20 protein-coding genes and 1 pseudogene are annotated in these 23499 nt (G+C 66.8%); 10 read left to right on the top strand and 11 right to left on the bottom strand.

Translation table 11 applies throughout. The features are described from left to right. Positions 1-114 precede the first annotated feature (114 nt). Positions 115-453 carry a P-II family nitrogen regulator gene (locus QRO95_RS04775; protein WP_005411374.1) on the top strand — a complete coding sequence of 113 codons (339 nt, stop codon included), beginning with the start codon at positions 115-117 and terminating at the stop codon, positions 451-453. A 132-nt stretch (positions 454-585) separates the two neighbouring features. Here QRO95_RS04775 and QRO95_RS04770 read toward each other — a convergent pair whose 3' ends face one another. Beyond that, on the bottom strand, positions 586-1245 hold the full coding sequence (locus QRO95_RS04770; RefSeq protein WP_285301790.1) for an RIO1 family regulatory kinase/ATPase: 660 nt from the start codon (positions 1243-1245) through the stop codon (positions 586-588). 436 nt (positions 1246-1681) lie between these two features. Between QRO95_RS04770 and QRO95_RS04765 the strand changes: the two genes are divergently transcribed. Next, the gene (locus tag QRO95_RS04765; RefSeq protein WP_029550749.1) at positions 1682-2587 is read left to right on the top strand and encodes an aspartyl/asparaginyl beta-hydroxylase domain-containing protein; all 906 of its coding nucleotides are present in this window, start codon (positions 1682-1684) and stop codon (positions 2585-2587) included. A gap of 113 nt (positions 2588-2700) precedes the next feature. On the opposite strand, the gene speE is transcribed toward QRO95_RS04765, so the two are convergent. After that, positions 2701-3552 (bottom strand): polyamine aminopropyltransferase, encoded by an 852-nt coding sequence (gene speE, locus QRO95_RS04760; protein WP_032127130.1) that lies wholly within the window; start codon positions 3550-3552, stop codon positions 2701-2703. 191 nt (positions 3553-3743) lie between these two features. Between speE and speA the strand changes: the two genes are divergently transcribed. Then, on the top strand, positions 3744-5633 hold the full coding sequence (gene speA / locus QRO95_RS04755) for an arginine decarboxylase (RefSeq protein ID WP_005411370.1): 1890 nt from the start codon (positions 3744-3746) through the stop codon (positions 5631-5633). Positions 5634-5677: 44 nt separating this feature from the next. After that, the gene (locus tag QRO95_RS04750; protein WP_005411369.1) at positions 5678-5998 is read left to right on the top strand and encodes a DUF6122 family protein; all 321 of its coding nucleotides are present in this window, start codon (positions 5678-5680) and stop codon (positions 5996-5998) included. Positions 5999-6256: 258 nt separating this feature from the next. On the opposite strand, the gene QRO95_RS04745 is transcribed toward QRO95_RS04750, so the two are convergent. From QRO95_RS04745 to QRO95_RS04735, 3 genes are read right to left on the bottom strand one after another with little or no spacing between them, the layout of a single operon-like run. Continuing rightward, the gene (locus QRO95_RS04745; protein ID WP_285301789.1) at positions 6257-7576 is read right to left on the bottom strand and encodes a sensor histidine kinase; all 1320 of its coding nucleotides are present in this window, start codon (positions 7574-7576) and stop codon (positions 6257-6259) included. After that, positions 7573-8232: a response regulator transcription factor gene (locus tag QRO95_RS04740; RefSeq protein WP_121504215.1), complete on the bottom strand. Its 660-nt coding sequence runs from the start codon at positions 8230-8232 to the stop codon at positions 7573-7575. Before QRO95_RS04740 ends, QRO95_RS04745 begins: the two co-directional genes overlap by 4 nt. After that, positions 8232-8522: a PepSY domain-containing protein gene (locus QRO95_RS04735; RefSeq protein ID WP_285301788.1), complete on the bottom strand. Its 291-nt coding sequence runs from the start codon at positions 8520-8522 to the stop codon at positions 8232-8234. The genes QRO95_RS04740 and QRO95_RS04735 overlap by 1 nt, the downstream gene beginning before the upstream one ends. Before the next feature lie 151 nt (positions 8523-8673). Between QRO95_RS04735 and QRO95_RS04730 the strand changes: the two genes are divergently transcribed. Further along, positions 8674-9108 (top strand): PepSY domain-containing protein, encoded by a 435-nt coding sequence (locus tag QRO95_RS04730; protein WP_032127132.1) that lies wholly within the window; start codon positions 8674-8676, stop codon positions 9106-9108. Positions 9109-9231: 123 nt separating this feature from the next. Here the strand turns inward: QRO95_RS04730 and QRO95_RS04725 are convergent, their stop codons facing one another. The 3 genes from QRO95_RS04725 to QRO95_RS04715 form a co-directional block, all read right to left on the bottom strand. Then, positions 9232-9714, bottom strand: coding sequence for a hypothetical protein (locus QRO95_RS04725; RefSeq protein ID WP_285301787.1), 483 nt, complete (start codon positions 9712-9714; stop codon positions 9232-9234). 126 nt (positions 9715-9840) lie between these two features. Beyond that, entirely contained in the window at positions 9841-11049 is a 1209-nt protein-coding gene (locus QRO95_RS04720; protein ID WP_285301786.1) for an FAD-binding oxidoreductase, read from the bottom strand. 13 nt (positions 11050-11062) lie between these two features. Then, positions 11063-11557 carry a lipocalin family protein gene (locus QRO95_RS04715; RefSeq protein WP_285301785.1) on the bottom strand — a complete coding sequence of 165 codons (495 nt, stop codon included), beginning with the start codon at positions 11555-11557 and terminating at the stop codon, positions 11063-11065. 182 nt (positions 11558-11739) lie between these two features. Between QRO95_RS04715 and QRO95_RS04710 the strand changes: the two genes are divergently transcribed. Together QRO95_RS04710 and QRO95_RS04705 are read left to right on the top strand one after the other, a co-directional pair. Then, entirely contained in the window at positions 11740-11988 is a 249-nt protein-coding gene (locus tag QRO95_RS04710) for a hypothetical protein (protein ID WP_006399378.1), read from the top strand. 147 nt (positions 11989-12135) lie between these two features. Continuing rightward, the gene (locus QRO95_RS04705) at positions 12136-14505 is read left to right on the top strand and encodes a DUF3772 domain-containing protein (RefSeq protein ID WP_285301784.1); all 2370 of its coding nucleotides are present in this window, start codon (positions 12136-12138) and stop codon (positions 14503-14505) included. A 527-nt stretch (positions 14506-15032) separates the two neighbouring features. Here QRO95_RS04705 and QRO95_RS04700 read toward each other — a convergent pair. Together QRO95_RS04700 and QRO95_RS04695 are read right to left on the bottom strand one after the other, a co-directional pair. Beyond that, positions 15033-17138, bottom strand: coding sequence for a phosphoglycerol transferase I (locus QRO95_RS04700; protein ID WP_285301783.1), 2106 nt, complete (start codon positions 17136-17138; stop codon positions 15033-15035). Positions 17139-17382: 244 nt separating this feature from the next. Then, positions 17383-19029, bottom strand: a pseudogene (locus tag QRO95_RS04695) (ABC1 kinase family protein); the annotation flags it as partial. Positions 19030-19237: 208 nt separating this feature from the next. On the opposite strand from QRO95_RS04695, the gene QRO95_RS04690 reads away from it, so the two are divergent. Continuing rightward, the gene (locus tag QRO95_RS04690) at positions 19238-20164 is read left to right on the top strand and encodes a DUF808 domain-containing protein (protein ID WP_285301781.1); all 927 of its coding nucleotides are present in this window, start codon (positions 19238-19240) and stop codon (positions 20162-20164) included. Between the two features lie 272 nt (positions 20165-20436). Here the strand turns inward: QRO95_RS04690 and QRO95_RS04685 are convergent, their stop codons facing one another. Beyond that, the gene (locus QRO95_RS04685) at positions 20437-21975 is read right to left on the bottom strand and encodes a GGDEF domain-containing protein (protein WP_253144325.1); all 1539 of its coding nucleotides are present in this window, start codon (positions 21973-21975) and stop codon (positions 20437-20439) included. A gap of 105 nt (positions 21976-22080) precedes the next feature. On the opposite strand from QRO95_RS04685, the gene QRO95_RS04680 reads away from it, so the two are divergent. Both QRO95_RS04680 and QRO95_RS04675 read left to right on the top strand, forming a co-directional pair. Continuing rightward, entirely contained in the window at positions 22081-22716 is a 636-nt protein-coding gene (locus tag QRO95_RS04680) for an NAD-dependent dehydratase (protein ID WP_134951860.1), read from the top strand. Beyond that, the gene (locus QRO95_RS04675; RefSeq protein ID WP_121504220.1) at positions 22716-23423 is read left to right on the top strand and encodes a YafY family protein; all 708 of its coding nucleotides are present in this window, start codon (positions 22716-22718) and stop codon (positions 23421-23423) included. The genes QRO95_RS04680 and QRO95_RS04675 overlap by 1 nt, the downstream gene beginning before the upstream one ends. Positions 23424-23499: the final 76 nt, after the last annotated feature.

Below are 23499 nucleotides of genomic sequence, written 5' to 3'. Positions count from 1 at the left end.
AGGCCATTCGGGCACAAGGATACTGCTGGCACCCACTGCCCGGACAGGCGGCAGCGGCTTCGCACGGGCCGCGTTCAGGCGCTATCCTCCACGCCGGAAGACAGGAGATAGACGATGAAGATGGTCATGGCGGTGATCAAGCCGTTCAAGCTCGACGACGTGCGCGAAGCGCTGGCCGAGCGTGGGGTCACTGGGATCACGGTGACGGAAGTGAAGGGCTTTGGTCGCCAGAAGGGTCATACCGAGCTGTACCGCGGCGCGGAGTATGTGGTCGATTTCCTGCCGAAGGTGAAGCTGGAAGTGGCAGTGACCGATGACCAGGTGGAGGCCGTGGTTGAGGCCATCGTGAAGGCGGCCGGCACCGGCAAGATTGGTGACGGCAAGGTGTTCGTGTACGACCTGGGCAGTGTGGTGCGTATTCGTACCGGTGAACTGGACGCGGACGCGTTGTAACCCGGTTTCTGTAGAGTCGAGCCATGCTCGACTGCATTTCGCGCGATGCAGGAAGAGCAGTCGAGCATGGCTCGACTCTACAAGGAGCGGTAAAGCGGTCGAGCAAGCTCGACCCCTACCAAAGCAAAGCGCTTACCGCCGCTTCGCCCACTTGTAGAACCGCTTCCAGCCCTGGCGCACGGCGGCCACCCAGCCCGGGTCGGCCACCAGTGCGGCCTGTGCGGGGCTCGGCGCTTGGCCGGTTACGCGCTGGCGGATCTTCAGCAGGTTCTTCATGTCGCTGCGGCGCATCTGCCGGCTCAGCGGGCCGCGGCGCAGCCAGCGGGGTACGCGCCAGGCCGAGGTGAAGTCCAGCAGCACCGGTACGCCGCTGCTGACCACCACGTTGGTGCCATGCAGGTCGTTGTGGGTGATGCCGGCGGCGTGCAGGCGGCTGAGCGCGTGCTGCAGCTGCTCGAACACTTCATTGCCCACGGCCTGCGCGGTGCTCAGGGTCTGGCCGGGAATGAACTCCATGCCCAGCGCCAGGCCACCGAGGGTGCCGAGCAGTGCAGGGGCATGCTTCCAGCCGCCGAGGCGCTGCAGCATGCGGGCCTCACGGCGCACCATCAGCCGCGCGATCAGTGAAACGGGAGTTCCGCGGTAGCGGGAATAGTCCTTGATGACCGCCTCGCGCCCGTCCAGGCAGGTACGGTAGACGTCGGGGGCCAAGAAGCGTTCGCCGCGCTTGAGCAGCAGCGGGGTGGCGGCGTCATCGCCGCAGGAGGAGGGGGGCAGAGCGGGAAGATACATGTCGGGGTCTCGGACGACCCGGTGGGTGGCGCAAAGCGTCAAGCGAACCGGTGTTACAGGGAGTTACTAAGTTTTCGTTAATTTTAGTACTCGCCAGTTCGCTATTCCACGATTTGTCGGAGAAATGTCGGGGTCGTGGCTGGAACAGTTCGTCGCGCCCAATCGGACAATTCTGTCTCACTTGGTCGGTGATTCTTTCAGAATCAATAGGTTGCGCTTCGCTCTATTTCGTTCATCCGCGGCCCGCTGAACGTCACGCACGTCCAGCTTGACCCCGACGCACGGCCTGCCGACCATAAGCTGTTAATTCGCGACATCGGCGGCCGCCCCTTCCTGGCACGTCCCCGTCCCCTGCCGCGGTCCCCACCGGTGCTGGCCGTCCGGCCGTGCATCGCCCTGTTTCCCGTTCCGGCTGCGGCTGGAGGAAAGTGTTTTGATCATCAAAATCGTCATTGCAGCGCTGTTCGTCGCCTGCGTGCTGTACATCCACTTCCGTGGCAAGGTCCGCGCGCGCTGGTCGCGCCAGCTGCTGGACCACTCCAGTTTCATGGCCCCGATCAACGTGGTCATGTACATGTTCTCGAAGGTGCCGACCACGCCGTTCCTGGACCCGGCCAAGGAATTCCCGCAGCTGGAGCCGCTGCGCCAGAACTGGCAGATGATCCGCGACGAGGCGCTGGCGCTGCGCGATGCACAGAAGATCGCTGCGTCCAGCACGTTCAACGACGCCGGCTTCAACTCGTTCTTCCGCCGTGGCTGGAAGCGCTTCTACCTGAAGTGGTACGGCCCGTCGCACCCGTCGGCGAAGGCGATGTGTCCCAAGACCACCGCGCTGCTGGAGTCGCTGCCGGATGTGCGCGCGGCGATGTTCGCGCAGCTGCCGTCGGGCAGCGAACTGCGCCCGCACCGCGACCCCTTCGCCGGTTCGCTGCGCCTGCACCTGGGCTTGGCCACGCCCAACAACGACGGCTGCTACATCGAAGTGGACGGCATCAAGAAGAGCTGGCGCGACGGCGAGTGGATGATGTTCGACGAGACCTACATCCACCACGCGCACAACGAGACGCCGGATGACCGCGTGATCCTGTTCTGCGACATCGCCCGCCCGCTGCGCTTCGGCCTGCCGGGGCTGTTCAACCGCGCGGTGGCGGCCACGCTGCTGGCCGGTGGTGCCTCTCCGAACCTGCCGGGTGACCCGACCGGTGGCGTCAACAAGGCCTTTGGCAGCGTCTACAAGGTGCGCCTGAAGGCCAAGGCACTGCGCGAGCGCAGCGTGGTGGCGTATCAGGTCATCAAGTGGGGCCTGGTGGTGGCGGTGATCGCCGGTATCTGGGCGCTCTGATCGTTACATGCGGTTGCCGGCCAGCGGCCGGCACTACCGGACCATGAAAAACCCCGCGCTGTTGCCAGCGCGGGTTTTCTTTTGGGTGGGTGCCGACCGTTGGTCGGCACGCCTTACTTCAGTGCGGCCTGCACGAACGGCGGGGTCACCAGCACGCCGGTGTGCAGCGCGGCGGTGTAGTACAGGGTGTTGAAGGTCTTGGCGGCTGAGTCGGCCTGGCGGAAGTCGAAGCTGCTGTCGCCCTTGCGCGCCATGGTCACGCTCCACCAGCCGGTGGGGTAGCACGGCTGCGGGAACGGCAGGGTCTTGAACGAGCCGAAGCCGGCCTTGCCCATCTCGGTGCGCATTTCGTTGATCAGGTCCAGCTGCATCAGCGGCGACTCGGACTGCTGCACCAGGATGCCGTCGTCCTTCAGGGCCTTGAAGCAGCTCTCGTAGAAGGCCTTGTTGAACAGGCCTTCGCCGGGGCCGACCGGGTCGGTCGAATCGACGATCACCACGTCCACGCTGCCGGCCGGGCAGTTGGCCATGTAGGCCACGCCGTCGTCGAACAGCAGCTCGGCGCGGGCGTCGTCGTTGGAATCGCACAGTTCCGGGAAGTGCTTGCGCGCCATCACCGTGACCTGCTCGTCGATATCGCACTGGGTCACGCTCTCCACGCCGGTGTGCTTGAGCACTTCGCGCAGGGTGCCGCAGTCGCCGCCACCGATGATCACCACGCGCTTGGGCGCGGCGTGGGTGAACAGCACCGGGTGGCTGATCATCTCGTGATAGAAGAAGTTGTCCTTGCTGGTCAGCATGATGGCCCCGTCGATGGTCATCAGGTTGCCCCAGTCGGTGGTCTGGAAGATCTCGATCTTCTGGAACGGCGACTGCACCTCGTCCAGCTTGCCGGTGATGCGGTAGCCGATGGCCGAGCCGGTGCGCTCGAAGTGTTCGATGTACCAGTTGTTGCTGTCAGTCATTGGAAAACAGTCCTGTTCGGAGGGGTGGAGCCGGGCTGGCGGGCGGGGCCGCGTGGCACAGATGCCACATCCGGACGGATCGGCCCGTTCAGGTTGGAACCTGTCACGGGCGCGGGCGCGCATGATAACGAACCTGTGGGCATATAGGCGTTATCATGCCCCCCCTTTTATTGCCAACAAGGCCGACTGAAATGACCGATTGGTCCCTCGACCAAGCCCGCAAGACCTACTCGATCCCGCATTGGGCGGACGGTTACTTCGACGTGGATCAGGCCGGGCACATGGTGGTGAGACCGACCGGGGCGGACGGCCCGGTGGTGTCGCTGCCCAAGGTGGTCGATGCTGCGCGCGCGGCCGGTGCCAAGCTGCCGCTGCTGGTGCGCTTCCCGGACATCCTCGGCCAGCGCCTGGGCAAGCTGCAGGCGGCCTTCGCCCAGGCCCAGCAGGACTGGGAGTACAGCGGCGGCTACACCGCCGTGTACCCGATCAAGGTCAACCAGACCCGCGGCGTGGCCGGCACCCTGGCCAGCCACCACGGCGAGGGCTTCGGCCTGGAAGCGGGCAGCAAGCCCGAGCTGATGGCCGTGCTGGCGCTGTCGCGCCCGGGTGGCCTGATCGTCTGCAACGGCTACAAGGACCGCGAGTACATCCGCCTGGCCCTGATCGGCCGCAAGCTGGGCCTGCAGACCTTCATCGTCATCGAGAAGCCGTCCGAGCTGAAGCTGGTGCTGGAAGAGTCCAAGGCGCTGGACGTGAAGCCGGGCCTGGGCGTGCGCATGCGCCTGGCCTCGCTGGGCGCCGGCAAGTGGCAGAACAGCGGTGGTGACAAGGCCAAGTTCGGCCTGTCGCCGCGCCAGCTGCTGGATCTGTGGAAGTCGCTGCGTGACACCGAGTACGCCGACTGCCTGAACCTGCTGCACTTCCACATGGGCTCGCAGATCTCCAACGTGCGCGACATCGCCAACGGCATGCGCGAAGCCACCCGCTACTTCGTGGAGCTGTCGCGCCTGGGCGCGAAGATCACCCACGTCGATGTGGGCGGTGGCCTGGGCGTGGACTATGAAGGCACCCGTTCGCGCAGCTTCTGCTCGATCAACTACGGCCTGCATTCCTACGCCAGCAACATCGTGCAGCCGCTGGCCAATGCCTGCGAAGAGTTCGGCCTGACTCCGCCGCGCATCGTCACCGAGTGCGGCCGCGCGATGACCGCGCACCACGCGGTGCTGATCGCCAATGTCTCGGAAGTGGAAGAGGCGCAGGAAGGCCGCGTGCCGGACCAGCACGACGACGAGCCGGCGGCGATCCGCCACCTGCGCGAGATCCACGACGAGCTGGACGTGCGCCCGGCGGTGGAGCTGTTCCAGGAAGCGCAGCATTTCCATGCCGAAGGCCTGGCCAGCTACGCGCTGGGCCAGATCGACCTGCCGCAGCGTGCGCGCATCGACGATCTGTTCTACGCCATCGCCCACGGCGTGCGTGCGCGCCTGAGCTATGACGAGAAGAGCCATCGCCCGGTGCTGGACGAACTGAACGAGCGCCTGGTCGACAAGTATTTCGTCAACTTCAGCGTGTTCGAATCGATCCCGGACGTGTGGGCGATCGACCAGGTGTTCCCGATCGTGCCGATCGAGCGTCTGGACGAAACCCCGGACCGCCGCGGCATCATCGCCGACATGACCTGCGACTCGGACGGCATGGTGGAAACCTATGTTGAGAACGAGAGCCTGGACAGCTCGCTGCCGCTGCACAAGATGAAGCCGGGCGAAAGCTACCGCATCGGTTTCTTCATGGTCGGCGCCTACCAGGAGATCCTGGGCGACATCCACAACCTGTTCGGCGATACCGACGCGGTGGAAGTGCTGGCCGATGCCGATGGCTATGCCATTACCCAGCAGCGCCGTGGCGACACCACCGATGTGATGCTGGATTACGTGGGTTACCGCCTGGACGAACTGCGTGCGACCTATGCGCAGCGCGTGGCCGAGGCGCAGCTGTCGCCGGAGCGCGCGCAGGAGCTGTCGGAGGCGCTGGAAGCCGGCCTGACCGGTTACACCTACCTGTCCGACGAACCGCTGGTCTGAGGTCAACGGGAACGCCGGGCATAGGCCCGGCGCTACCGGCCCCGATGAGCGCGCGCGCGATCTTCCACCTGTTCCTGCATGCCGCCGTGCCAGCGCTGCTGGCATGGCTGTTCTGGCGCAAGCGCTTCGCCTCGGCGTGGCTGCTGATGCTGCTGGGCTGGATCATCGATCTGGACCATCTGCTGGCCGACCCGATCTATGCACCGAACCGCTGCAGCATCGGTTTCCATCCGTTGCATACCGCACCGGCGATTGCCGTCTACGCGGGGTTGTGCGTGCCGAAGAAAACGCGGTTGTTCGGCATCGGCTTGATCATCCACATCGTGCTGGACGCGATTGATTGCTGGTGGATGCATCACCGTTGATGCTGGGTGGGTGTCGACCAAGGTCGACACCTACCGGGGGGCGATGGCCGACGGAACTGATGTACTGCTTTGGTAGATGCCGACCCTGGTCGGCGCTTTTGATGCGTGTCGACCAAGGTCGACACCTACCTGGAGCACGGCGACCGGTCGGGTTGGCGCTTGGTAGAGCCGGCCGCTGGCCGGCTTCCGCAGGGCGTTCCCGGTGATCACGTGGTTGCCGGCCAGCGGCCGGCACTACCCACCGTCAGGTTGGCCGCTTCACGCCACCGGCAACCACAACGTCGCACGCAGGCCCGGCTGCGCATTTTCCAGCGCAACGCGTCCGCCATAACTGGCAGCGATATCACCCACAATCGCCAACCCCAGCCCACTGCTGCCCTCGCGCTCATCCAGGCGCACGCCACGCTGGGTGACCTGTTCCAGCGCGTCTGCAGCCAGCCCGGGGCCGTCGTCGCGTACCTCAATGCGCAACTGCCCTTCGCTGGTGTCTGCAGTGACGTCCACCTGTTGCTTCGCCCACTTGCCGGCGTTGTCCAGCAGATTGCCCAGCATCTCCTCCAGGTCCGCACTGGCACCGGCGAACTGCAGTGCCGGATCGATACCAGCCGCCGTGAACGTGATGCCACGTTCGCCATGCACGCGTGCCATCAGCCGGCACATCGCCTGTGCGACTGCCGCCACGTCGGTGCGCTGGCGATGGTCGGCGGCCAACCCTGCGGCCAGGTAACGGTCGACGCTGGCCTGCATACGCGCACTCTGCTCGCGTACGGTGGCGCGCCAGTCCGCGCCGTCGCCGTCGGCCTCAGTGGCCAGCACGCTCAGCGGGGTTTTCAGCGCATGCGCCAGATCCTGTGCACTGGTTCGCGCGCGCGCGACCATGCGTTGCTGATGCTCCAGCAGCGCGTTGAGCTCCTCGCCCAGCGGTGCGACCTCCGCACCCAGCCCCTGTGTATCGATGCGCTGCGCGTCGCCGCGCCGCACCCGTTCCAGCTGTGCACCGAGGCGATGCAATGGACGCAATCCGAAGCGCACCTGGCTGGCCAGCACCGCCAGCCACGCCGCGACCAACACACCCAGCGCGATGGCAGTACGCTGGCGGAACGCGGCAACGTCTGCATCCAGCGCGCTGCGATCGGTGGCAACCACGGCCACGAACGGTTCGTTGGCGCGTGGCAGGCGCACCTGCTGCACGCGTGCGCGCAGGGATTGCTGCAGCGGTCCAGCCAGATTGCGGGTGGCCGCTCCCATGGCCGTGGCAGGCAGCGTTTCATCCCACAGCGAGCGCGATTGCAGCAGCACACGGCCATCGGCACCGGCGATCTGCCAGTAAGCACCTGAGAACACGCGCTGGAAGCGTGCGTCATTCGGTTCCTGGCGCAGGCGCAGCTGTCCGTCCGCATCCACTTCGGCCTGCGCCAGCAGGGTCAGCATGTCCTGCTGCAGTTCATGGTCGAAGCGATCGCGCGCGCTGCGCTTGAACAGCTCGCCCAGCAGTGCACTGGCCAGCAGCGAGACCAGCAGCAGGCCGACACCGCCAGCCAGCAGCAGGCGCCGTCGCAGCGAGGGTTGCCGGCTCACGGCGCGGCCAGCCGCCAACCCTGGCCGCGTACGGTCTGGATCAGATCGATGCCGAGCTTGCGGCGCACCCGCCCGAGCAGCACGTCCAGTGCGTTCGAGTCCGGATCGTGGCCGCCATCGAACACCTGTTCGCCCAGGCGGTCGCGGCCGATCACCTGGCCGCTGTGGTGGATGAAGTAACTGAGCAGGCGGAACTCCTGCGGGCTCAGCGACAGCGCCTGCCCATCCAGTTCAAAGCGGCCGGCGTTGACGTCCAGCTGCAGCGGGCCGCAGTGCAGGCGCGGGCTGGCGTGGCCGTGGCTGCGGCGGATCAGGGCGCGCAGGCGCAGCACCAGCTCATCGGCCTGGAACGGCTTGGTGAGATAGTCATCGGCACCGGCATCGAACCCAGCCAGCTTGTCGTGCCAGCGCCCGCGCGCGGTCAGCACCAGCACCGGAAAGCTGCGGCCGTTGCCGCGCCAGCGCTCGATCACGCTCAGTCCGTCCAATCCGGGCAGGCCCAGGTCGACGATGGCGGCCTGCAGGTCTTCGATCTGACCGATCTCCTCGGCCTGGCGGCCGTCGGCAACCACGTGCACCACGTAGCCCGCCTGCTCCAGCAGGGGCAGCAGGCGCTGTGCCAGCGCGGCATCGTCTTCGGCCAACAGGATGCGCATCAGTCGTCGAGCTCCGTCTTCAGCAGCTTTCCGCTGCGCGCATCATAGTCCAGCTCCACTACCACGCCGTCGCCGCGCAGAATCTCCACTTCGTAGACGCCGTCGTCCAGCTCCACTTCCAGCAGCTGGCCCGGAAAGCGCTTGAGCGCATCGCGCACCACGCTTTCCAACGGTACGTAGCGGCCCTGCTGCACGGCGCGGCGCGCGACCTGCTGCGCCGGGTCCTGTGCCGGCGCGGCGGTGGTCGAGGCGCTGGCCAGGGCCAGCAGCAGGGGCAGGGTGGAGAGCATCGGGGCGCAGGGCGGGCTGTAGGAACAGGCGTGAGTGTGCCGGGGCTGACTAACAGCGGGCTAACAGTGCCGGCTAAGGAGCTGTTAACCACGGGGTGCATTGTGGCGTTGCCGGGATGGTCCGGCCACGAACACGAACAGGAGAACCCCCATGTTGAAGTCGCTCACCCTCGCCACTGTTGCTCTGCTGGCCATCGCACCGGCCGCACAGGCTGCACCGCTGGGCATGGCCCAGGTCGAACAGACCCTGCGCAAGGCCGGCTACACCCAGATCCACGAGATCGAACGCGATGATGGCCTGTGGGAGGCTGACGTGAGCCGCGCCGATGGCCGCTTCAGCGAGGTCTACGTTGACCCCAAGACCGGCGAGATCTTCGACGAGCACAGCGGTCGCGCGCTGTTGACCACCGAGCAGGTGCTGGCACGGGCACAGGCGCATGGCCTGCGCGAGATCCATTCGCTGGAACGCGATGGTGCGACCTGGTCGCTGGAAGCCCGCAACGCCCGCAACCAGAAGGTGGACGTGCGCCTGAGCGGCTATGACGGCCGCATCCTGCACAGCGAGCGCGATGGCTGGCTGGATTGACCTGCTGGTAGTGCCGGCCGCTGGCCGGCACACGGGGAGAAAGCGTGTCGACCAAGGTCGACACCTGCCAAACGTACGCATCGGTAGCGGCCGACCCTGGTCGGCCCAGGCCCGACGCGGCGCTTACCAGCCAAACGGCGGCGGGTAATCCCAGTAGCCCGGGCCGCGGCCGTAGTAGCCGCCGTACGGGCCGTAGAAGCCCGGGCCCTTGCCTTCGCTCACGTGGATGTTGACGTTGACCCCGTGGGTCTTGCCCTCATCGGTGGTGTAGTTCTTGCTCAGGTTCAGCGTGGCGGCGTTGTAGTGGCTGTTGCCACCGTTCTTGGAATAGCCGATGCCGGTAGTGAAGCTGCCGGACACTTTGACCTTGTCGTCGGTGACGTCGGCGATCTTCGCGTCGTCGTGCACGCGCGGGCCGCTCTTGTCACCGTAGTACGTGCCCGGCGGGTCCTGCTGCAGGGCCGGGTCGTTGAGGTAGCGCATCGGCGCCTGCGGCAGCGTCAGGTCCAGGCCGGCGGCCTGCGGCGCGGTGGCGCCAGCGGCGGACTGGGCCAGCACGGTTCCCGGCAGGGTCAGGCACAGCAGCAGGGTCAGGGGGCGGATCATGACGGCGCTCCAGCGGACAGGTGGCCGCGCAACACGCGGCGGTACAGGCCGACGCTAGCAGGGGTTGCTTGAATGATGCCTGTCGGCGCCGGATTGGGGTAGAGCCAGGCCATGCCTGGCTGCAGGTCACAACCGCTCGAACCCGAACAGCCCTTCCAGAGCATGCCTGCGGCGCTCGATCCGGGCCCGCAGCAGCTGCGCGCCGATCATCGAATAGGTGATGCCGTTGCCGCCGTAGGCCATGGCGAAGTGCACCCGTGGCCCCCATTGATCGTGCGGGCCGAAGAACGGCAGGCCGTCCGCCGTTTCGGCGAAGGTGCCGGCCCAGGAGAACGCCGGCACCGGGTCCAGCCGCGGGAACCAATGCAGCAGCTGCTTCATCAGCTTGTCCGCCTTGCGCTCTACGCGCCTGTCGCGGCGGGCGGGGATGTCGATGGCGTCGTCCAGCCCGCCCACCAGCAGGCGGCGATCGCCGGTGGCGCGCAGGTAGAGGTACGGGCGTGCGCTCTCCCACACCATCGTGTTGCGCAGCCGGCCCAGCACGTCCGCATCGATCGGGTCGGTGATGAAGGCATAGCTGCTGCGGTTGCGTGCGACGCGCTGATGCAGCCAGCGTTGGTTGGCATAGCCCATTGCCAGCACCACGTGGCGGGCGTGGATCGTGGCGCCGTCCTCGGTGAGGGCGGTTACCCCGCGCGCGCTGGGCGTGAGCGTGTGCAGCACCGTACGGTCATGCACATTGCCGCCGCGCCGGCGCACGCGTTGCAGCAGCGCATAGGTCAGGCGATAGGGATCGACCCGCGCCGCCTGGCGCGTGAGCAGGGCACCGCCGGCGTCCACGCCGAAGCGTTCCTGCAGTGCCTCCGGGCCGAGCCAGCGGGCATCCAGACCGATGCCGCGCCGCGCCTCACCTTCGGCCATCAGGCGCGGCACGTCGCGATGGCGGCTGGCCAGGTACAGGCTGTCCATGCGCTGGAAATCAACGTCTTTCAGGCCGCGAGCCACGTCGCCCAGGGCCGGAATCGCCTCGGCACAGGCCCGATAGGCAAGCGCGGCGGCGTCCTGCCCGTAGCGCTCGGTCAGCTCCAGCAGGTGGGTATCGATCTCGTACTGCAGCAGCGCGGTGCTGGCGGCGGTGCTGCCCCAGCCGATGTCGCGCTGCTCGATCACCGCCACGTCGTGGCCATGCCGGGACAGTTCGTCGGCAATCAGCGCACCGGTGATGCCGCCGCCGACCACCAGCACGTCGCAGCGCAGATCCTTTTCCAATGGCGGAAACGCCTGGATCAATCCATTGCGTATCGCCCACCAGGGGTAACCGCTCTTCAGGTCCATGGCCGTGTGCTGCTCAGGCGGTGGGACGGCCGGTATGCGGGGTCTGGATCAGTTCGGACAGATCGAAGCCCTGCAGGCGGGCGGCGGCCAGATAATGGTCCTGCACGGTAGCGTCCAGCTGCGGTTCGCGGGCCAGCAGCCACAGGTACTTGCGATCGGGGCTGCCGACCAGTGCCACGCTGTAGTCCGGCGCGACCTGGATCACCCAGTAGTCGCCCTTGGCGAACGGCAGCCAGCGCAGGCCCTTGGGCAGGAAGCTCACTTCCAGGCGCGCGCTGTCGTTGTCGACGGCGCAGGCCTCGCCGGTGGCTTCCTCGACCTCGCCGTCCATACGGCAGCGGTTGGTGACGCCGACGTTGCCGTTGTCGAGCAGGGTGTAGTGCGCCGACACGTCGGTGCAGCCTTCCGGTTCATGGCGCATCGGCAGGCGTGCGATCTCGTACCAGGTGCCCAGGTAGCGGGGCAGCTTGAGGTCGGCGACGGTTTTCAGCGGCGGGTGCTCGGTCATCAGCAGTCGTGGCAGGGGTGGGCCTCCACGATGCCGATGGCCTTGCCATGGGCGGGTGAAGCCGGGGCGATGGCCGTGTCCAGAACGTTCCGTCGCCCCGGCGGAGCGCCCGTTGTCACCGGCGTGGCGGTATCCTGCTGCCAGCGCCGTGTTTTCCTGATCCAACCGAGGTGGAGGTGCCGATGTACCAGGTGATCCTGTTGAAGAGTGAATCCGCGTTCGCACGCGAACAGTGGCCGCAGGTCGATGACCTGGTCGACTACGAAGGCGTGGCCTACAGCCTGCGTGCCGGCCCGCGCCAGCCGCTGCCGACCGACCACGACTGGCACCCGGTGGCGGTGTATGCGCCCGATGAGATTACCGAGGAAGAGTTCCAGGACTGGTACGCGCTGCAGCAGCCGACGGTGGAAGAGCTGCGCCTGAAGTACTGATGCTCGACGCTGCCAGGGCCGTCCATCCGCCCTTGACCGGCTCTGCCGTATAGTCGCGCGCAGGCGCGGTGGTCCGCGCGAACCGGTGTGGCTGGCTTGTCTTCTTTCCTGCGATCGATCCGTGCACGGGGGCCCTGGTGGGTCCTGATGCTGTGCACTGCCCTCCTGCTGTCCGCGCCGGTGCTGGCACAGGATGATGAGCCCACGCCGAAGCAGCAGCTGGCAGATATCGATGCGAAGCTGAAGGAAGTCGACCGCAAGCGTGGTGATGCGGCCGCCATCGAGACGCTGGCGATGCTGTCCGAGAATGCCTCGCAGGCGCGGCGGGATGCTGAGGCACTGGAAAAGGAGCTGCAGCCACAGCTGGTTCGCCTCGACGAACAACTGGCGCAGCTGGGCACACCTGCCGAAGGCACCACCGAGCCGCCTGAACTGGCGGCACAACGGCGCACCATCAACAAGCAGCGCGACGGCCTGGCCGCGTCCTTAGCGCAGGCCAAGACCAGTGCCGTGCGTGCCCAGCAGCTGGCAGCCGACATCGACCAGCAGCGCACTGCGCAACGCGCCGAAGACATGGGGAAGAAGGTCGCCTCGCCGTTGTCTCCAGCACTGTGGAGCAAGGTGGCCGAACGCCTGCCGATCGATATCGCACGCGTCGCGCCGTTGGCCGAGCAGGGGCGCGATACGTTTGTCGCTGGCGTCCGGGCCAATGGCTGGGGCACGCCGTTGCTGGGCCTGGTGGCCGCGCTGGTGATGATGTTCCCGCTGCGGCTGTGGCTGCGCAGGCTGGGGCGGCGCTTTGCGGAGTCCGAGCGCGCGCCGGACGGTCGCCTGCGCCGTTCCGGCCTGGCCATGTGGCTGCTGCTGGTGGGGACACTGCTGCCCGGCTATGCCGTGGTTGTACTGATGGCAGCGCTTGATGCGATCGATGCCATCGCGCCGCGCCTGCAGGTGGTGGCCGATGGGTTGGAAACCGCGACCTTCCGCGCCGCCTTCATCGCTGCACTCAGCGCCTGCATGCTGGTTCCCAAGCGTCCGTCGTGGCGGTTGCTGAATCTGGATGACACCGCCGCACTCAAACTGCGCAAGTACGCGTGGTGCGCGGCGGCGCTGGCTTGGCTGAGCACGGTGCTGGTCGCCCTCGATCAGGCCACACGTACCAGCGACGTCACCACGGTGGCGCTGGACGGCCTGATTGCGCTGACCTACCTCGGCCTGATCATGGCCATGCTGGTGACCCTGGCGCGCCTGCATCGGCGGCAGACCGCCGAGGCCGAAGCCAAGCTGGAGGCGCAGGCCGACGGGCAGGGCCCGAGTACGCCGGTGCGCCGCAGCAGCTGGCTGGTGCTGGCGCGCGTGGCGGGCAATGTCGCGGTGGTGGCGGCCATCATCGCCACCCTGCTGGGCTACCTGAACTTCGCCAAATTCGTGAACCAGCAGCTGATCGGCGGCAGCATCGTGGTGCTGGCGGCGACGCTGCTGTTCAAATTCGTCGATGACCTGAGCACGTGGATGCTCAACGCCGACAGCAAAGTGGGCCAGACCATCCTGCTCAGTACCGGCCTGAGCGTGTCGCGGCTGGAGCAGGCCGGCGTGCTGCTGTCGGCGGCGCTGCGTACCGTGGTCGTGCTGCTCACGCTGCTTGCCCTGGTGGCGCCGTTCGGCAACATCGGTGCGGTGGTGGAGCGATTCACTTCGCTGCTCACCACGGGCATTCCGTTGGGCGGAACCACCCTGAAGCCGATGCAGATCGTGCTGGCGGTTGTGGTGCTCCTGGCCGGCCTGGCGATCACCCAGCTGGTGCAGCGCTGGCTGACCGATACCTACCTGCCCAAGACCGAACTGGACCTGGGGGCGCGCAACTCGGTCAGTACCGTCGCCCGCTACGTCGGCATCATCCTCGCCGTGATCTGGGCGTTGACGGCGATGGGGCTGGAGCTGACCAAGCTGGCGCTGCTCGTCAGTGCGTTGTCAGTGGGTATTGGTTTCGGCCTGCAGGTGATCACACAGAACTTCGTCTCCGGCCTGATCCTGCTGGCCGAGCGTCCGGTGAAGATCGGCGACTGGGTAAAGCTGGGCGACCAGGAGGGCGACATCCGCCGCATCAGCCTGCGTTCGACCGAGATCCAGGTGGGCGACAAGTCGACGTTGATCGTGCCCAACTCCGAGTTGGTCACCAAGACCGTGCGCAACATGACGATGGGCAACAACCAGGGTCGCATCCAGATCCAGTTCGCGGTGCCGCCCAGCACCGATGTCGGCAACCTGCGGCAGGCGTTGCTGGATGCGTACACCGCGCACACCAACGTGCTGAAGCAGCCGGCGCCGACGGTCTACATCGACAGCATTGCCGGTGGCCAGATCACCATCAACAGCTTCGCGTACGTGGCCAGCCCGCGGCAGGTGTATGCCACCCGCAGCGATCTGTACTTCAGCCTGCTGCAGATCCTGGCGGAGCGGAACATTCCGCTGTCGACCCCGACCGACATCCACATCACCCGCGATCCGCAGGAGTAGGGGGGGGCTGCAGGGCTGTGCCCTGCACCCGCTACGAGCCGGAGCAACAGCAACAGCAACAGCGTGCATTCCGTGGTTTGGCGGGATGGGTCCGGTTGCGGGAGACGCCGTAAACCCGTCCATGGGGGCTTGGCCGCGGCATCCATGCCGCGGACACTCCCGCAACCGGACCCACCCCGCCTTCGACAGATTTCCGTGATCTGCTGGACATGCTCTTGGGGTCAGATCCGTTTTCCGGAGGAAAACGGATCTGACCCCGGATTGATTTCGATATCTGACAGAAGTGTCGACCAAGGTCGACACCTACAAACAGTCGCAGGAATCTGTCAAAGGTGGGGCGGTGGCGGAGTGCGGGGTGTCAGCCGCATGGATGCGGCTGCCAAGCCTACAGGGACGTACTTGCGGCGTCCCCGCACTCCGGCACCGCCCCGCCAAACCACGGAATGCACTCTGTTGCTGTTGCTTCTGAGGTTGCCGGCCAGCGGCCGGCACTACCACGGGTGCAGGGCGCAGCCCTGCAAAGAACCCTATCCTCGTGGTCGGCTGCGCGAGGGCACCAGTGCGAACGTGTCCACCGCCAGCTTCTCGGCGTGGTTCAACCACGCGCGGATCTCCAGATCATCCACTTCGTGGTCCAGCCCGAACGACACGTTGATCTTGCCGTTGGCATCGGGCTGCACCCACTGCTGCGCCAGTACCACCTTGCGCTGCGAGGACACCGCCTCGATCCAGAAGCCGCGATCCGGGCGCGTGCTCGCCACCAGCTGCAGCATGTACTGGCCGGCACGGGTACGACGACCCTTCTGGGTGATCATGTGCGCCTGGCGCACGCTCGGGCGCGGGCCTTGGAACGCGTCCAGCGGTGCATCCACCGCGATGCCGCCACGCAGGTCGTTGTCGCGGTACAGCTTGATGCCGTTGTCGCGGTTGACCAGCAGGGCGCACCAGTCACCGTCGGCCGAGCCGTCCTCGAACGCGGTGCAGCGGTCGACGTAGGCCAGGGTGTTGTCCGGGTTGGCATCGTCGAACTGGCGTGAGGTGTTTTCCAGGTACACGGACTTCAGACTCCAGTCCTTGTCGTACTCCAGCAACACCGGTGGCTGCACGTGCTGCAGGCCGACCACCACCTGGTCATCGCCATCGATCTTCAGCTCGCGGGTTGGTTCGCCCAGCCACAGTGAACGCGCGAAGGCCAGATACTGTGGATAGTCACGGCCACCATCGCGCTGGGTGGCCACGCTGGCGCTGGGCGCGCGCTGGCCGTCGATCAGCGAACGGCCGAAGCCCATCGTCTTCAGGTTCGGGTCCAGCAGGCTGAGCAGGGTCGCACCCGAATCCAGGGTGGTGCCGGCGTCGGCGCTGAGCTGCTGCGGGGCAATGCCATCCCCCAGGAACAGCAGCAGGTTCTCGCGCTTCTGCCGGGTCAGGATGTGGGTCAGATCGTTGGGCATCGCCAGGTGGTCGGAGGCGATCACGATCAGCGTGTCCTTGCCGTACGGGCTGGCCTGGATGCGCTGCACCAGCTGCGAGATCAGGCGGTCGCTGCACTTGAGCGCGTTGAGCATGTTGATGTTGCCGTACTGGCTCTGGTAGCGCTCGCCCTTGCACGACACCGGCAGGTGACCCGCCGGGTGGTGGGTGTCCATGGTCAGCGTGGTCAGCATGAACGGCGAACCGGCGCGCGAGAGCTGCTCGAAGCGCTGGTAGGCGGTATCCAGCAGCACGTCATCGTGCACGCCCCAGGCCGAGTAGTGGATGCGGCCGATCTTCTTCTGCTGCTTGAACCACGCCAGGTCATGCACTTCATCGAAACCATGGCTGGCCAGGAACTGGCCCTTGCCGGCGAACTGGCCGTTGGCACCGCCCAGATAGTGGTTGGTATAGCCCTGCTGCTTCAGGTAATCGCCCAGGCACACGGCCTTGGGCAGGAAGCTGCCCATGCGGTCCATGCTGTTCTCATCGCCCTGCGAAGTGGTCAGCGGCACGCCGCACATCGACGAGACCAGGCCGGCGATGGTCCAGCCGCTGCCCTCGGCCGAGGCCAGGTTGCGCACGTCCAGTGACTCGGACGCCAGGCGGTTGAGGTTGGGCATCAGGCCGGGAAACACGGCCTCGTCCAGGTAGGTACGTTCCAGGCTCTCGCCGTAGATCCAGACGATGTTGCGCGGGCGCTGCAGCGGCTGCGTCGGCACCTGGTACTCGGGGGCGATGCGGGCGAAGTCGACCGGGCGCAGCTGCTGGTACAGGCGCTGGCCGTCGCGGGCCAGCGGGCTGATCATGATCGTGGCCACCCATACGGCCGCGAAACCGGCGAACAATGCGCCACCATGGCCGGGCCGGCGCCAGCGCTTCACCCGCGTGGCGAACAGCGGCAGCAGCGAGACCAGCGCCAGCACGATGAAGCCGGCGATATAGCCCTTGAAGTCGGAGACACCGGCGCCTTCCATGTCGGCGCCCAGGTGGTACAGGGTGGCGGCATTGAGCCCATCACCGGACAGCTTGTCGATCAGCCACCACGCGCTGAGCATGAGCAGCAGCAGCGAGAACGCACCAGCCTTCCACCACACCCACTTGTCGGACGCGAGGAACAACCAGCACAGCAGCAACAACGACAGCAGCAGTATCCAGAGCATAGGCAGCTTCGGCAGTGACGGGGTGGTGGTGATGGACGTCGTACCGACGCGTGTCCATCCGACCGACGCTGCCACAAGCACATGTACATGACAGGCCGATGACCCGATAGTGCATGCACGAACCTGACTGAAATGTTTGTTGAAAGAACACGCGCGCAATCGCGCTCAGAAGGTAAAACGAGCGTGAAGGGCTTCGTTGGATTACATTAAAAACCGCATGAATACGGCGGTTTTCGCTGATGCGCTAGCGATGCCCGCGTTCTTCGCGTGCCCGCGCACGACGGTCGAACAGCAATGCACTGGTCACGATGCCAAGGCCGAGCACCACGCCGATGAACAGCAGAATCAGCGCAATGAGCGGGTAGCCGAACAGGTGCCAGCCGGTGTCGATCTTCATCATCATCGCCGCAGCCATGATCAATGCGGCACTGATGATGCCGGCAGCCACGCGGTTGGCGATCTTCTGCAGGTTCTCCATCAACCGCGATTCTTCCAGGCCGGTCACCTTCATCTGCAGGCGGTTCTCGGCCAGCAGCGCCATGATGTCCGAAAGTTTGCGCGGCCCATCGCGCAGCAGCTGCTGCAGTTCCATCGCCTCGCTGGCGAGGTTGGCGGCAGACAGCGATTTCTTCAGGCGCGCACGCATCACGTGCTGCAGCTGGCGCTCAACGATGCGGCGGGTTTCCAGCTCGGGTGCCAGCAGCCGGCACACGGTTTCCAGATTGAGCAGCGCCTTGCCCAGCAGGCTCAGTTCCGGCGGCGTGCGCAGGCCGCAGGCGGTGGCGATGCGCACCATGTCCAGCACCACGCGGCCTTCGGAGAAGCTACCGCTGGCGGCGTAGCGCGCGATCAGCTGTCCGGTCTCGCGCAGGTAACGCTCTTCGTCGAAGGCCTCCAGCCGCGTGCTGATGCTGATCAGATCGTCGGCTACTTCCTCGCCACGGCCATCGACCGCGGCGAACAGGATCTTCAGCAGCCGCTCGCGCAGGCGCGGCGGCATGTGCGCGACCATGCCCAGGTCGAAGATCGCCAGCCGTCCATCTGGCATCACCCGCAGGTTGCCGGGATGAGGGTCGGCATGGATCTCGCCGTGCACGAAGATCTGGTCCAGGTAGCCGCGGATCAGCGCCGCCGCAAGCGGGTCCATCGACTGCTCGGTGCGGCGCACATCGGGAATCGCATTCACGCGCACGCCGGTGGCCAGTTCCATGGTCAGTACGCGCTGGCTGCTGTAGTCCCACAGCGGCTGCGGAATCCACAGGCGGCGGAACGGCTTCAGGTGTCGGCCGAAACGGGCCAGGTTCTCGGCCTCGGCGTGGTAGTCCAGCTCCTGCATCAGTGTCTTGGCGAACTCGTTGAGCCAGTCGCGCAGGCGCACACGGCGGCCGACCTGGGTCAGATGGTCCGCGGCCAGCGCGAAGCTGCGCAGTGCCTCCAGGTCCGAGCGCAGCTGCGCGGCCACCTCGGGCTTCTGCACCTTCACCGCCACCTGGCGCCCATCGTGCAGCACCGCGCGATGCACCTGCGCGATCGAGGCACAGCCCAGTGGCTCGGGATCGAACGCGGCGAACAGCTTGTTCACCGGCGCGCCCAGCTCCTGTTCGACGATGGCATGGATGCGCTCGACCGGAATCTCGGCCACCTTTTCCTGCATGCGCTCCAGCGCCGTGGCGAACTCCACCGGCACCATGTCCGGGCGGGTGGACAGCATCTGGCCCAGCTTGACGAAGGTCGGCCCCAGCGCCTCCAGGTCGCTGACGAACTGTTCCGGATTGCCATCGGCGGGGACGTCGGCCTGGTTGCTGGCGGCGTCCAGGTTCATGCCCGAGAACACGCCCGAATGGCGGTAGCGCATCAGCAGGCGCAGGATCTGGCTGCGCCGGTTCATGCCTTTGACCAGCGGGGGATTGCCATTGGCGGTGGGCGGATTGCTCAAGCGACACTCCCATGCGACGGATACAGGTAGTGCCGGCCGCTGGCCGGCAATGTCCGGATTACGCAGTGTCGCCGGGGGGCGGTAGGCATGCGGTGAACCCGATCTCTTCCGCAGCCCACGCCGGATCGGTCAGAATCCGCCCATTCCCTCTTTTGGATCCGCCATGGCCGGTGCCAGCCTGTTCGCCCTGCTCGACGATATCGCCTCCCTGCTGGACGACGTCTCGGTCCTGACCAAGGTTGCGGCCAAGAAGACCGCCGGTGTGCTGGGCGACGACCTGGCGCTGAACGCGCAGCAGGTCACCGGAGTCAACGCCAACCGCGAACTGCCGGTGGTGTGGGCGGTGGCCAAGGGCTCGCTGGTCAACAAGGTGATCCTGGTACCGGCGGCGCTGGCGATCAGTGCACTGGAGGCGTGGCTGCACAGCCGTGGCTGGAACGTGCCGCTGATCGTGCCATTGATGATGATCGGCGGTGCCTTCCTCTGCTTCGAGGGCGTGGAGAAGCTGGCGCATCGCTTCCTGCATTCGGCTGACGACGATGCCGAGCATCAGGCCGAGCGGCGCAAGGCGCTGGCCGATACCCAGGTGGACATGGTGGCGTGGGAGAAGGACAAGGTAAAAGGCGCGATCCGCACCGACTTCATCCTCTCGGCCGAGATCATCGTGTTGACCCTGGGCGTGGTCGCCACCGAACCGTTCACCAACCAGATCCTGACGCTGAGCGTGGTTGCGCTGGCCATGACCGTGTTCGTCTACGGACTGGTGGCGGGCATCGTCAAGCTCGATGACGTTGGGCTGTACCTGTCGCGCAAGGGCGGTGCCATCGCCGCCTTCGGTCGTGGCCTGGTGGCCTCGGCGCCGTGGCTGATGAAGTTCCTGTCGGTGGCCGGCACCATCGCCATGTTCCTGGTCGGTGGCGGCATCCTGGTGCACAACGTGCCGGCACTGCACCACGCGGTGCAGGCACTGGGTGGCGAAGGGCAGTGGGGCTGGCTGATCAGCGCTGCGGCCAACATGGTGGTGGGCATCATCGCCGGCGCCATCGTGCTGGCGGCGGTGACCGGGTTCCAGAAGCTGCGCGGGAAGTAAGCGGCGGCCCATTGCCCGGTAGAGGCCGACCTTGGTCGGCGCTTTGTTTCCGCGTGTGCCAACCAAGGTTGGCACCTACCAAAGCGCTGTCCCTTGCGTTGGTAGAGGCCGACCTTGGTCGGCGCTTTGCCCCGGCGTGTGCCAACCAAGGTTGGCACCTACCAAAGCGCTGTCCCTTGCGTTGGTAGAGGCCGACCTTGGTCGGCGCTTTGTTCCGGCGTGTGCCAACCAAGGTTGCCACCTACCGAAGCGGTTCGCGGTGGGCCGGGCGATCAACCCGCCTGCACCCGGTTCTTGCCCTGCCGCTTGGCCGCATACAGCGCGTCATCCGCGCGCCGCAGCAGCGCTTCGGTGTCATCGCCCGGCTGCCATTGCGCCAGCCCGGCGCTGAAATGCACCGGCACGCGCTGGTCCTGCACGGTCAGCACGCGGTGCGCCAGTGAACGCTGCAGGCGTTGCACGGTGGCCATGCTGTCGGCACCCTGGGTTTCCGGCAGCACCAGCACGAACTCGTCGCCACCCAGCCGCGCGATGCCATCGGTGGCGCGCAGCAGCAGCTTGCACACGGCTACCAGGTGCTGCAGCAGCGCATCGCCACCGGCATGGCCGTGCGCATCGTTGGTCTGGTGGAAATCATCCAGATCGATTACCGCCACGCCCAGGGGCGAGTTGTTGCGCGCGGCGCGCGCCAGCTCGCGCTGCAGCAGTTCGTCCAGGCCACGGCGGTTCAGCGCCTGGGTCAGTGGATCGATGCGCGCCAGGTCACCGGCGGCGCGCAGTTCCTGCTCCAGCTCGGCGATGCGCTGCTCTGCACGCTCCACTTCCTGCCGCGCGTTGGCCAGGTGATCGCGCGCCTGTGCGGCCTGCTGCTGCACCTTGCCGGTATCGCGCATCACGTCCTGCAGCAGCTGATTGAGGTCGGCGATGCTGCGCGCTTCGCGCAGCTGCAGCGCATAGCTGCCAATGCGGTCGTGGTATTCGCCGGTGCTGGTGGCCATGCCATCCATGCGCTCGATGAACTCGCCCATCAACCCGCGCATCGCCGCCTTCGAATCGTCGATGCCCTGGCGCAGCAGCCCCTGCTTGTAGATCACTTCGCGCAGTTCGGCGCGGGTGCGCTCGACCGCCTCAGCTTCCAACGGCCCGTCCAGCAGCTGGCGTACTGCGGCGATCTGGCCCTGCAGCCAGCTGCGGTCATCCAGCAGCTCGCTCACGTTCTCCAGCAGCAGCGCGAACAGCTCAAGCAGCAGCGCCTGCTGCTCCTGCCAGCTCTCGGCACGCACGCCGACCTGGTGGCCGAGCTCGCGCACGCCCTGTTCGATCGGTTCCAGCGCCGTGCCCGGTTGCCACTGGCGCAGCTGCATGGCCAGCGTCTGCGCCTGCTCGCGCAGGTCCGGATCGTGCTGCAGCAGGGCCACCACCGCGCCGCCCAGCAGCAGGCGCAGCTGCTCGGACAGGCGCAGGCTTTCCGGCTGCCCATCCGGCGAATGCTGTTCGATGGTGCGGATGTACTTGTCGATCAGCTGCCGCATTGCGCGCCCATAGCGCGGCCAATCGGCGCTGGCCTGCGCCGACTGCAGGCGGTCGCCCATGTCGCCCAGTTCGCCGGGCAGGGTGGCCATGCCATTGGCGAACGCGGCCAGCAGCGGCTCCGGTGCGTCGGCCCCGGCGAACAGCTGCTGCAGGGCCACGCCACCGCCACCCTGCAGCACCACGCGGTCGCCCAGCCCATCGTCCACCACCGCGCGCACGCGTGCCGGCGGCCCAAGGGCGGTACCGGGGGCAGGGCGGTGGTCGGGCTGGTCCGTCATGGAGCAAATCCTGGGGCTGGCAGGGACTGGTTCCAGCATATCGGCGCGGCCGCCGACGGCTTGAACGGCTAGGATGGGCGACAGGATGCCGCAGTGGAGGTGGTGATGCGCGTGATGTTGCTGGGGGCGACCGGGCTGGTCGGTGGGCTGACCCTGTCCAGGCTGCTGGACGACCCGCGCTGCAGCGCCGTGATCGCGCCGACCCGCCGCCCGTTGACTGTGGCCCACGCCAAGCTGGAGAACCCGGTGCTGGCCTTCGATGCACTGCCCGACGCAGCCGAATGGACGCGCGTGGACGCGGTCATCTGCGCGCTCGGCAGCACCATTGCCCAAGCCGGCAGCCGCGAGGCCTTCCACCGTATCGACCATGACTACCCGCTGGCGTTCGCCCGCCTGGCGCAGGCGCAGGGTGCGCAGACCTATGTGCTGAATTCCGCAGCCGGCGCCAACCCGCAGTCGTCGATTTTCTACAGCCGGGTGAAGGGCGAGCTGGAGCATGACCTGCGCGCGCTGGGCTTCAACTCGTTGACCCTGGTCCGCCCCGGGCTGATCGGCGGCGAGCGCACCGAGGTGCGACGTGGCGAGCGCCTGGCGCTGACGGTGTTGGGGGCATTGGGGCCGCTGCTGCCACGGGCGTGGCGGATCAACCCGGCCAGCGAAATCGCCAAGGCACTGGTCGAGGCCGCGCTGGCCCCGCAACCGGGTGAGCATGTGGTGGCATCGAGCGCGCTGGTCGGCTGATGTCGCGTGCGCTGCGCCTGACCCAGCTTCAACAGCTGCTGCGCCGCCATCGACGGCCGGTGGCCGGGCAGGTGCTGGCCGAAGCGCTGGGCATCAGCTTGCGAACGCTGTACCGCGATATCGAGACCCTGCGCGAGCAAGGCGCCGACCTGCGTGGTGAGGCTGGCGTCGGCTACCAGCTGGCACCTAGCGATACCCTGCCGCCGATGACCCTGCCACCCGCAGAGATCGATGCACTGGTGCTGGGCCTGCGCTGGGTTGCGGCCCGCACCGAACCCGCGTTGGCCGAGGCCGCACGCGATGCCTTGGCCCGCATTGCGCATGTATTGCCTGCAGCACGGCGCGAAGCGCTGCGTGACAGCGGCCTGCGCGTGGGTCCCTCGCGTGCGGCAGCCAAGGTGCCGGCGGCACGCCTGCAGGCCGTGCGTGAGGCTGTGGGGTCGCAGCAGCGCCTGAAGTTCGGCTACCAGGATGCACAGGGCCAGCGCAGCGAGCGCATTGTCTGGCCGTTCGCACTGGGCTACTTCGATGAAGTGCCGATGCTGGCGGCGTGGTGCGAAGGCCGCGAGGACTTCCGCCATTTCCGGCTGGACCGCATCCGCCAGGTGCGCGTGCTGGAGGATCGCTACCTCGTGCCGCGCGCCACCCTGCTGCGGCGCTGGCAGAAGGCACAGGGCATCGCACCGGACTGGCTGGACCGTTCGTAGGGTCGAGCGTGCTCGACTGCTTCCGTGCATCGCTTCCGGCTCCTGGGGACGGCGGCCTTCGCTCTTCGCTCCTGGT

The organism is Stenotrophomonas maltophilia group sp. Smal13 (assembly GCF_030236855.1).
Taxonomy (GTDB): Bacteria; Pseudomonadota; Gammaproteobacteria; order Xanthomonadales; family Xanthomonadaceae; genus Stenotrophomonas; species Stenotrophomonas maltophilia_A.
The sequence above is the reverse complement of the archived record's forward strand: the minus strand, read 5'-3'. Positions and strand labels throughout refer to the sequence as shown.

Bases quoted from the DNA above. Each gene is read 5' to 3' on its own strand.
- QRO95_RS04775 (WP_005411374.1), top strand. From the start codon at position 115: ATGAAGATGGTCATGGCGGTGATCAAGCCGTTCAAGCTCGACGACGTG.
- QRO95_RS04730 (WP_032127132.1), top strand. From the start codon at position 8,674: ATGTTGAAGTCGCTCACCCTCGCCACTGTTGCTCTGCTGGCCATCGCA.
- QRO95_RS04735 (WP_285301788.1), bottom strand. From the start codon at position 8,522: ATGCTCTCCACCCTGCCCCTGCTGCTGGCCCTGGCCAGCGCCTCGACC.
- QRO95_RS04690 (WP_285301781.1), top strand. From the start codon at position 19,238: ATGGCCGGTGCCAGCCTGTTCGCCCTGCTCGACGATATCGCCTCCCTG.
- QRO95_RS04705 (WP_285301784.1), top strand. From the start codon at position 12,136: ATGCTGTGCACTGCCCTCCTGCTGTCCGCGCCGGTGCTGGCACAGGAT.
- QRO95_RS04725 (WP_285301787.1), bottom strand. From the start codon at position 9,714: ATGATCCGCCCCCTGACCCTGCTGCTGTGCCTGACCCTGCCGGGAACC.
- QRO95_RS04715 (WP_285301785.1), bottom strand. From the start codon at position 11,557: ATGACCGAGCACCCGCCGCTGAAAACCGTCGCCGACCTCAAGCTGCCC.
- QRO95_RS04700 (WP_285301783.1), bottom strand. From the start codon at position 17,138: ATGCTCTGGATACTGCTGCTGTCGTTGTTGCTGCTGTGCTGGTTGTTC.
- QRO95_RS04680 (WP_134951860.1), top strand. From the start codon at position 22,081: ATGCGCGTGATGTTGCTGGGGGCGACCGGGCTGGTCGGTGGGCTGACC.
- QRO95_RS04720 (WP_285301786.1), bottom strand. From the start codon at position 11,049: ATGGACCTGAAGAGCGGTTACCCCTGGTGGGCGATACGCAATGGATTG.
- QRO95_RS04685 (WP_253144325.1), bottom strand. From the start codon at position 21,975: ATGACGGACCAGCCCGACCACCGCCCTGCCCCCGGTACCGCCCTTGGG.
- QRO95_RS04770 (WP_285301790.1), bottom strand. From the start codon at position 1,245: ATGTATCTTCCCGCTCTGCCCCCCTCCTCCTGCGGCGATGACGCCGCC.
- speE (WP_032127130.1), bottom strand. From the start codon at position 3,552: ATGACTGACAGCAACAACTGGTACATCGAACACTTCGAGCGCACCGGC.
- QRO95_RS04675 (WP_121504220.1), top strand. From the start codon at position 22,716: ATGTCGCGTGCGCTGCGCCTGACCCAGCTTCAACAGCTGCTGCGCCGC.
- speA (WP_005411370.1), top strand. From the start codon at position 3,744: ATGACCGATTGGTCCCTCGACCAAGCCCGCAAGACCTACTCGATCCCG.
- QRO95_RS04740 (WP_121504215.1), bottom strand. From the start codon at position 8,232: ATGCGCATCCTGTTGGCCGAAGACGATGCCGCGCTGGCACAGCGCCTG.
- QRO95_RS04710 (WP_006399378.1), top strand. From the start codon at position 11,740: ATGTACCAGGTGATCCTGTTGAAGAGTGAATCCGCGTTCGCACGCGAA.
- QRO95_RS04750 (WP_005411369.1), top strand. From the start codon at position 5,678: ATGAGCGCGCGCGCGATCTTCCACCTGTTCCTGCATGCCGCCGTGCCA.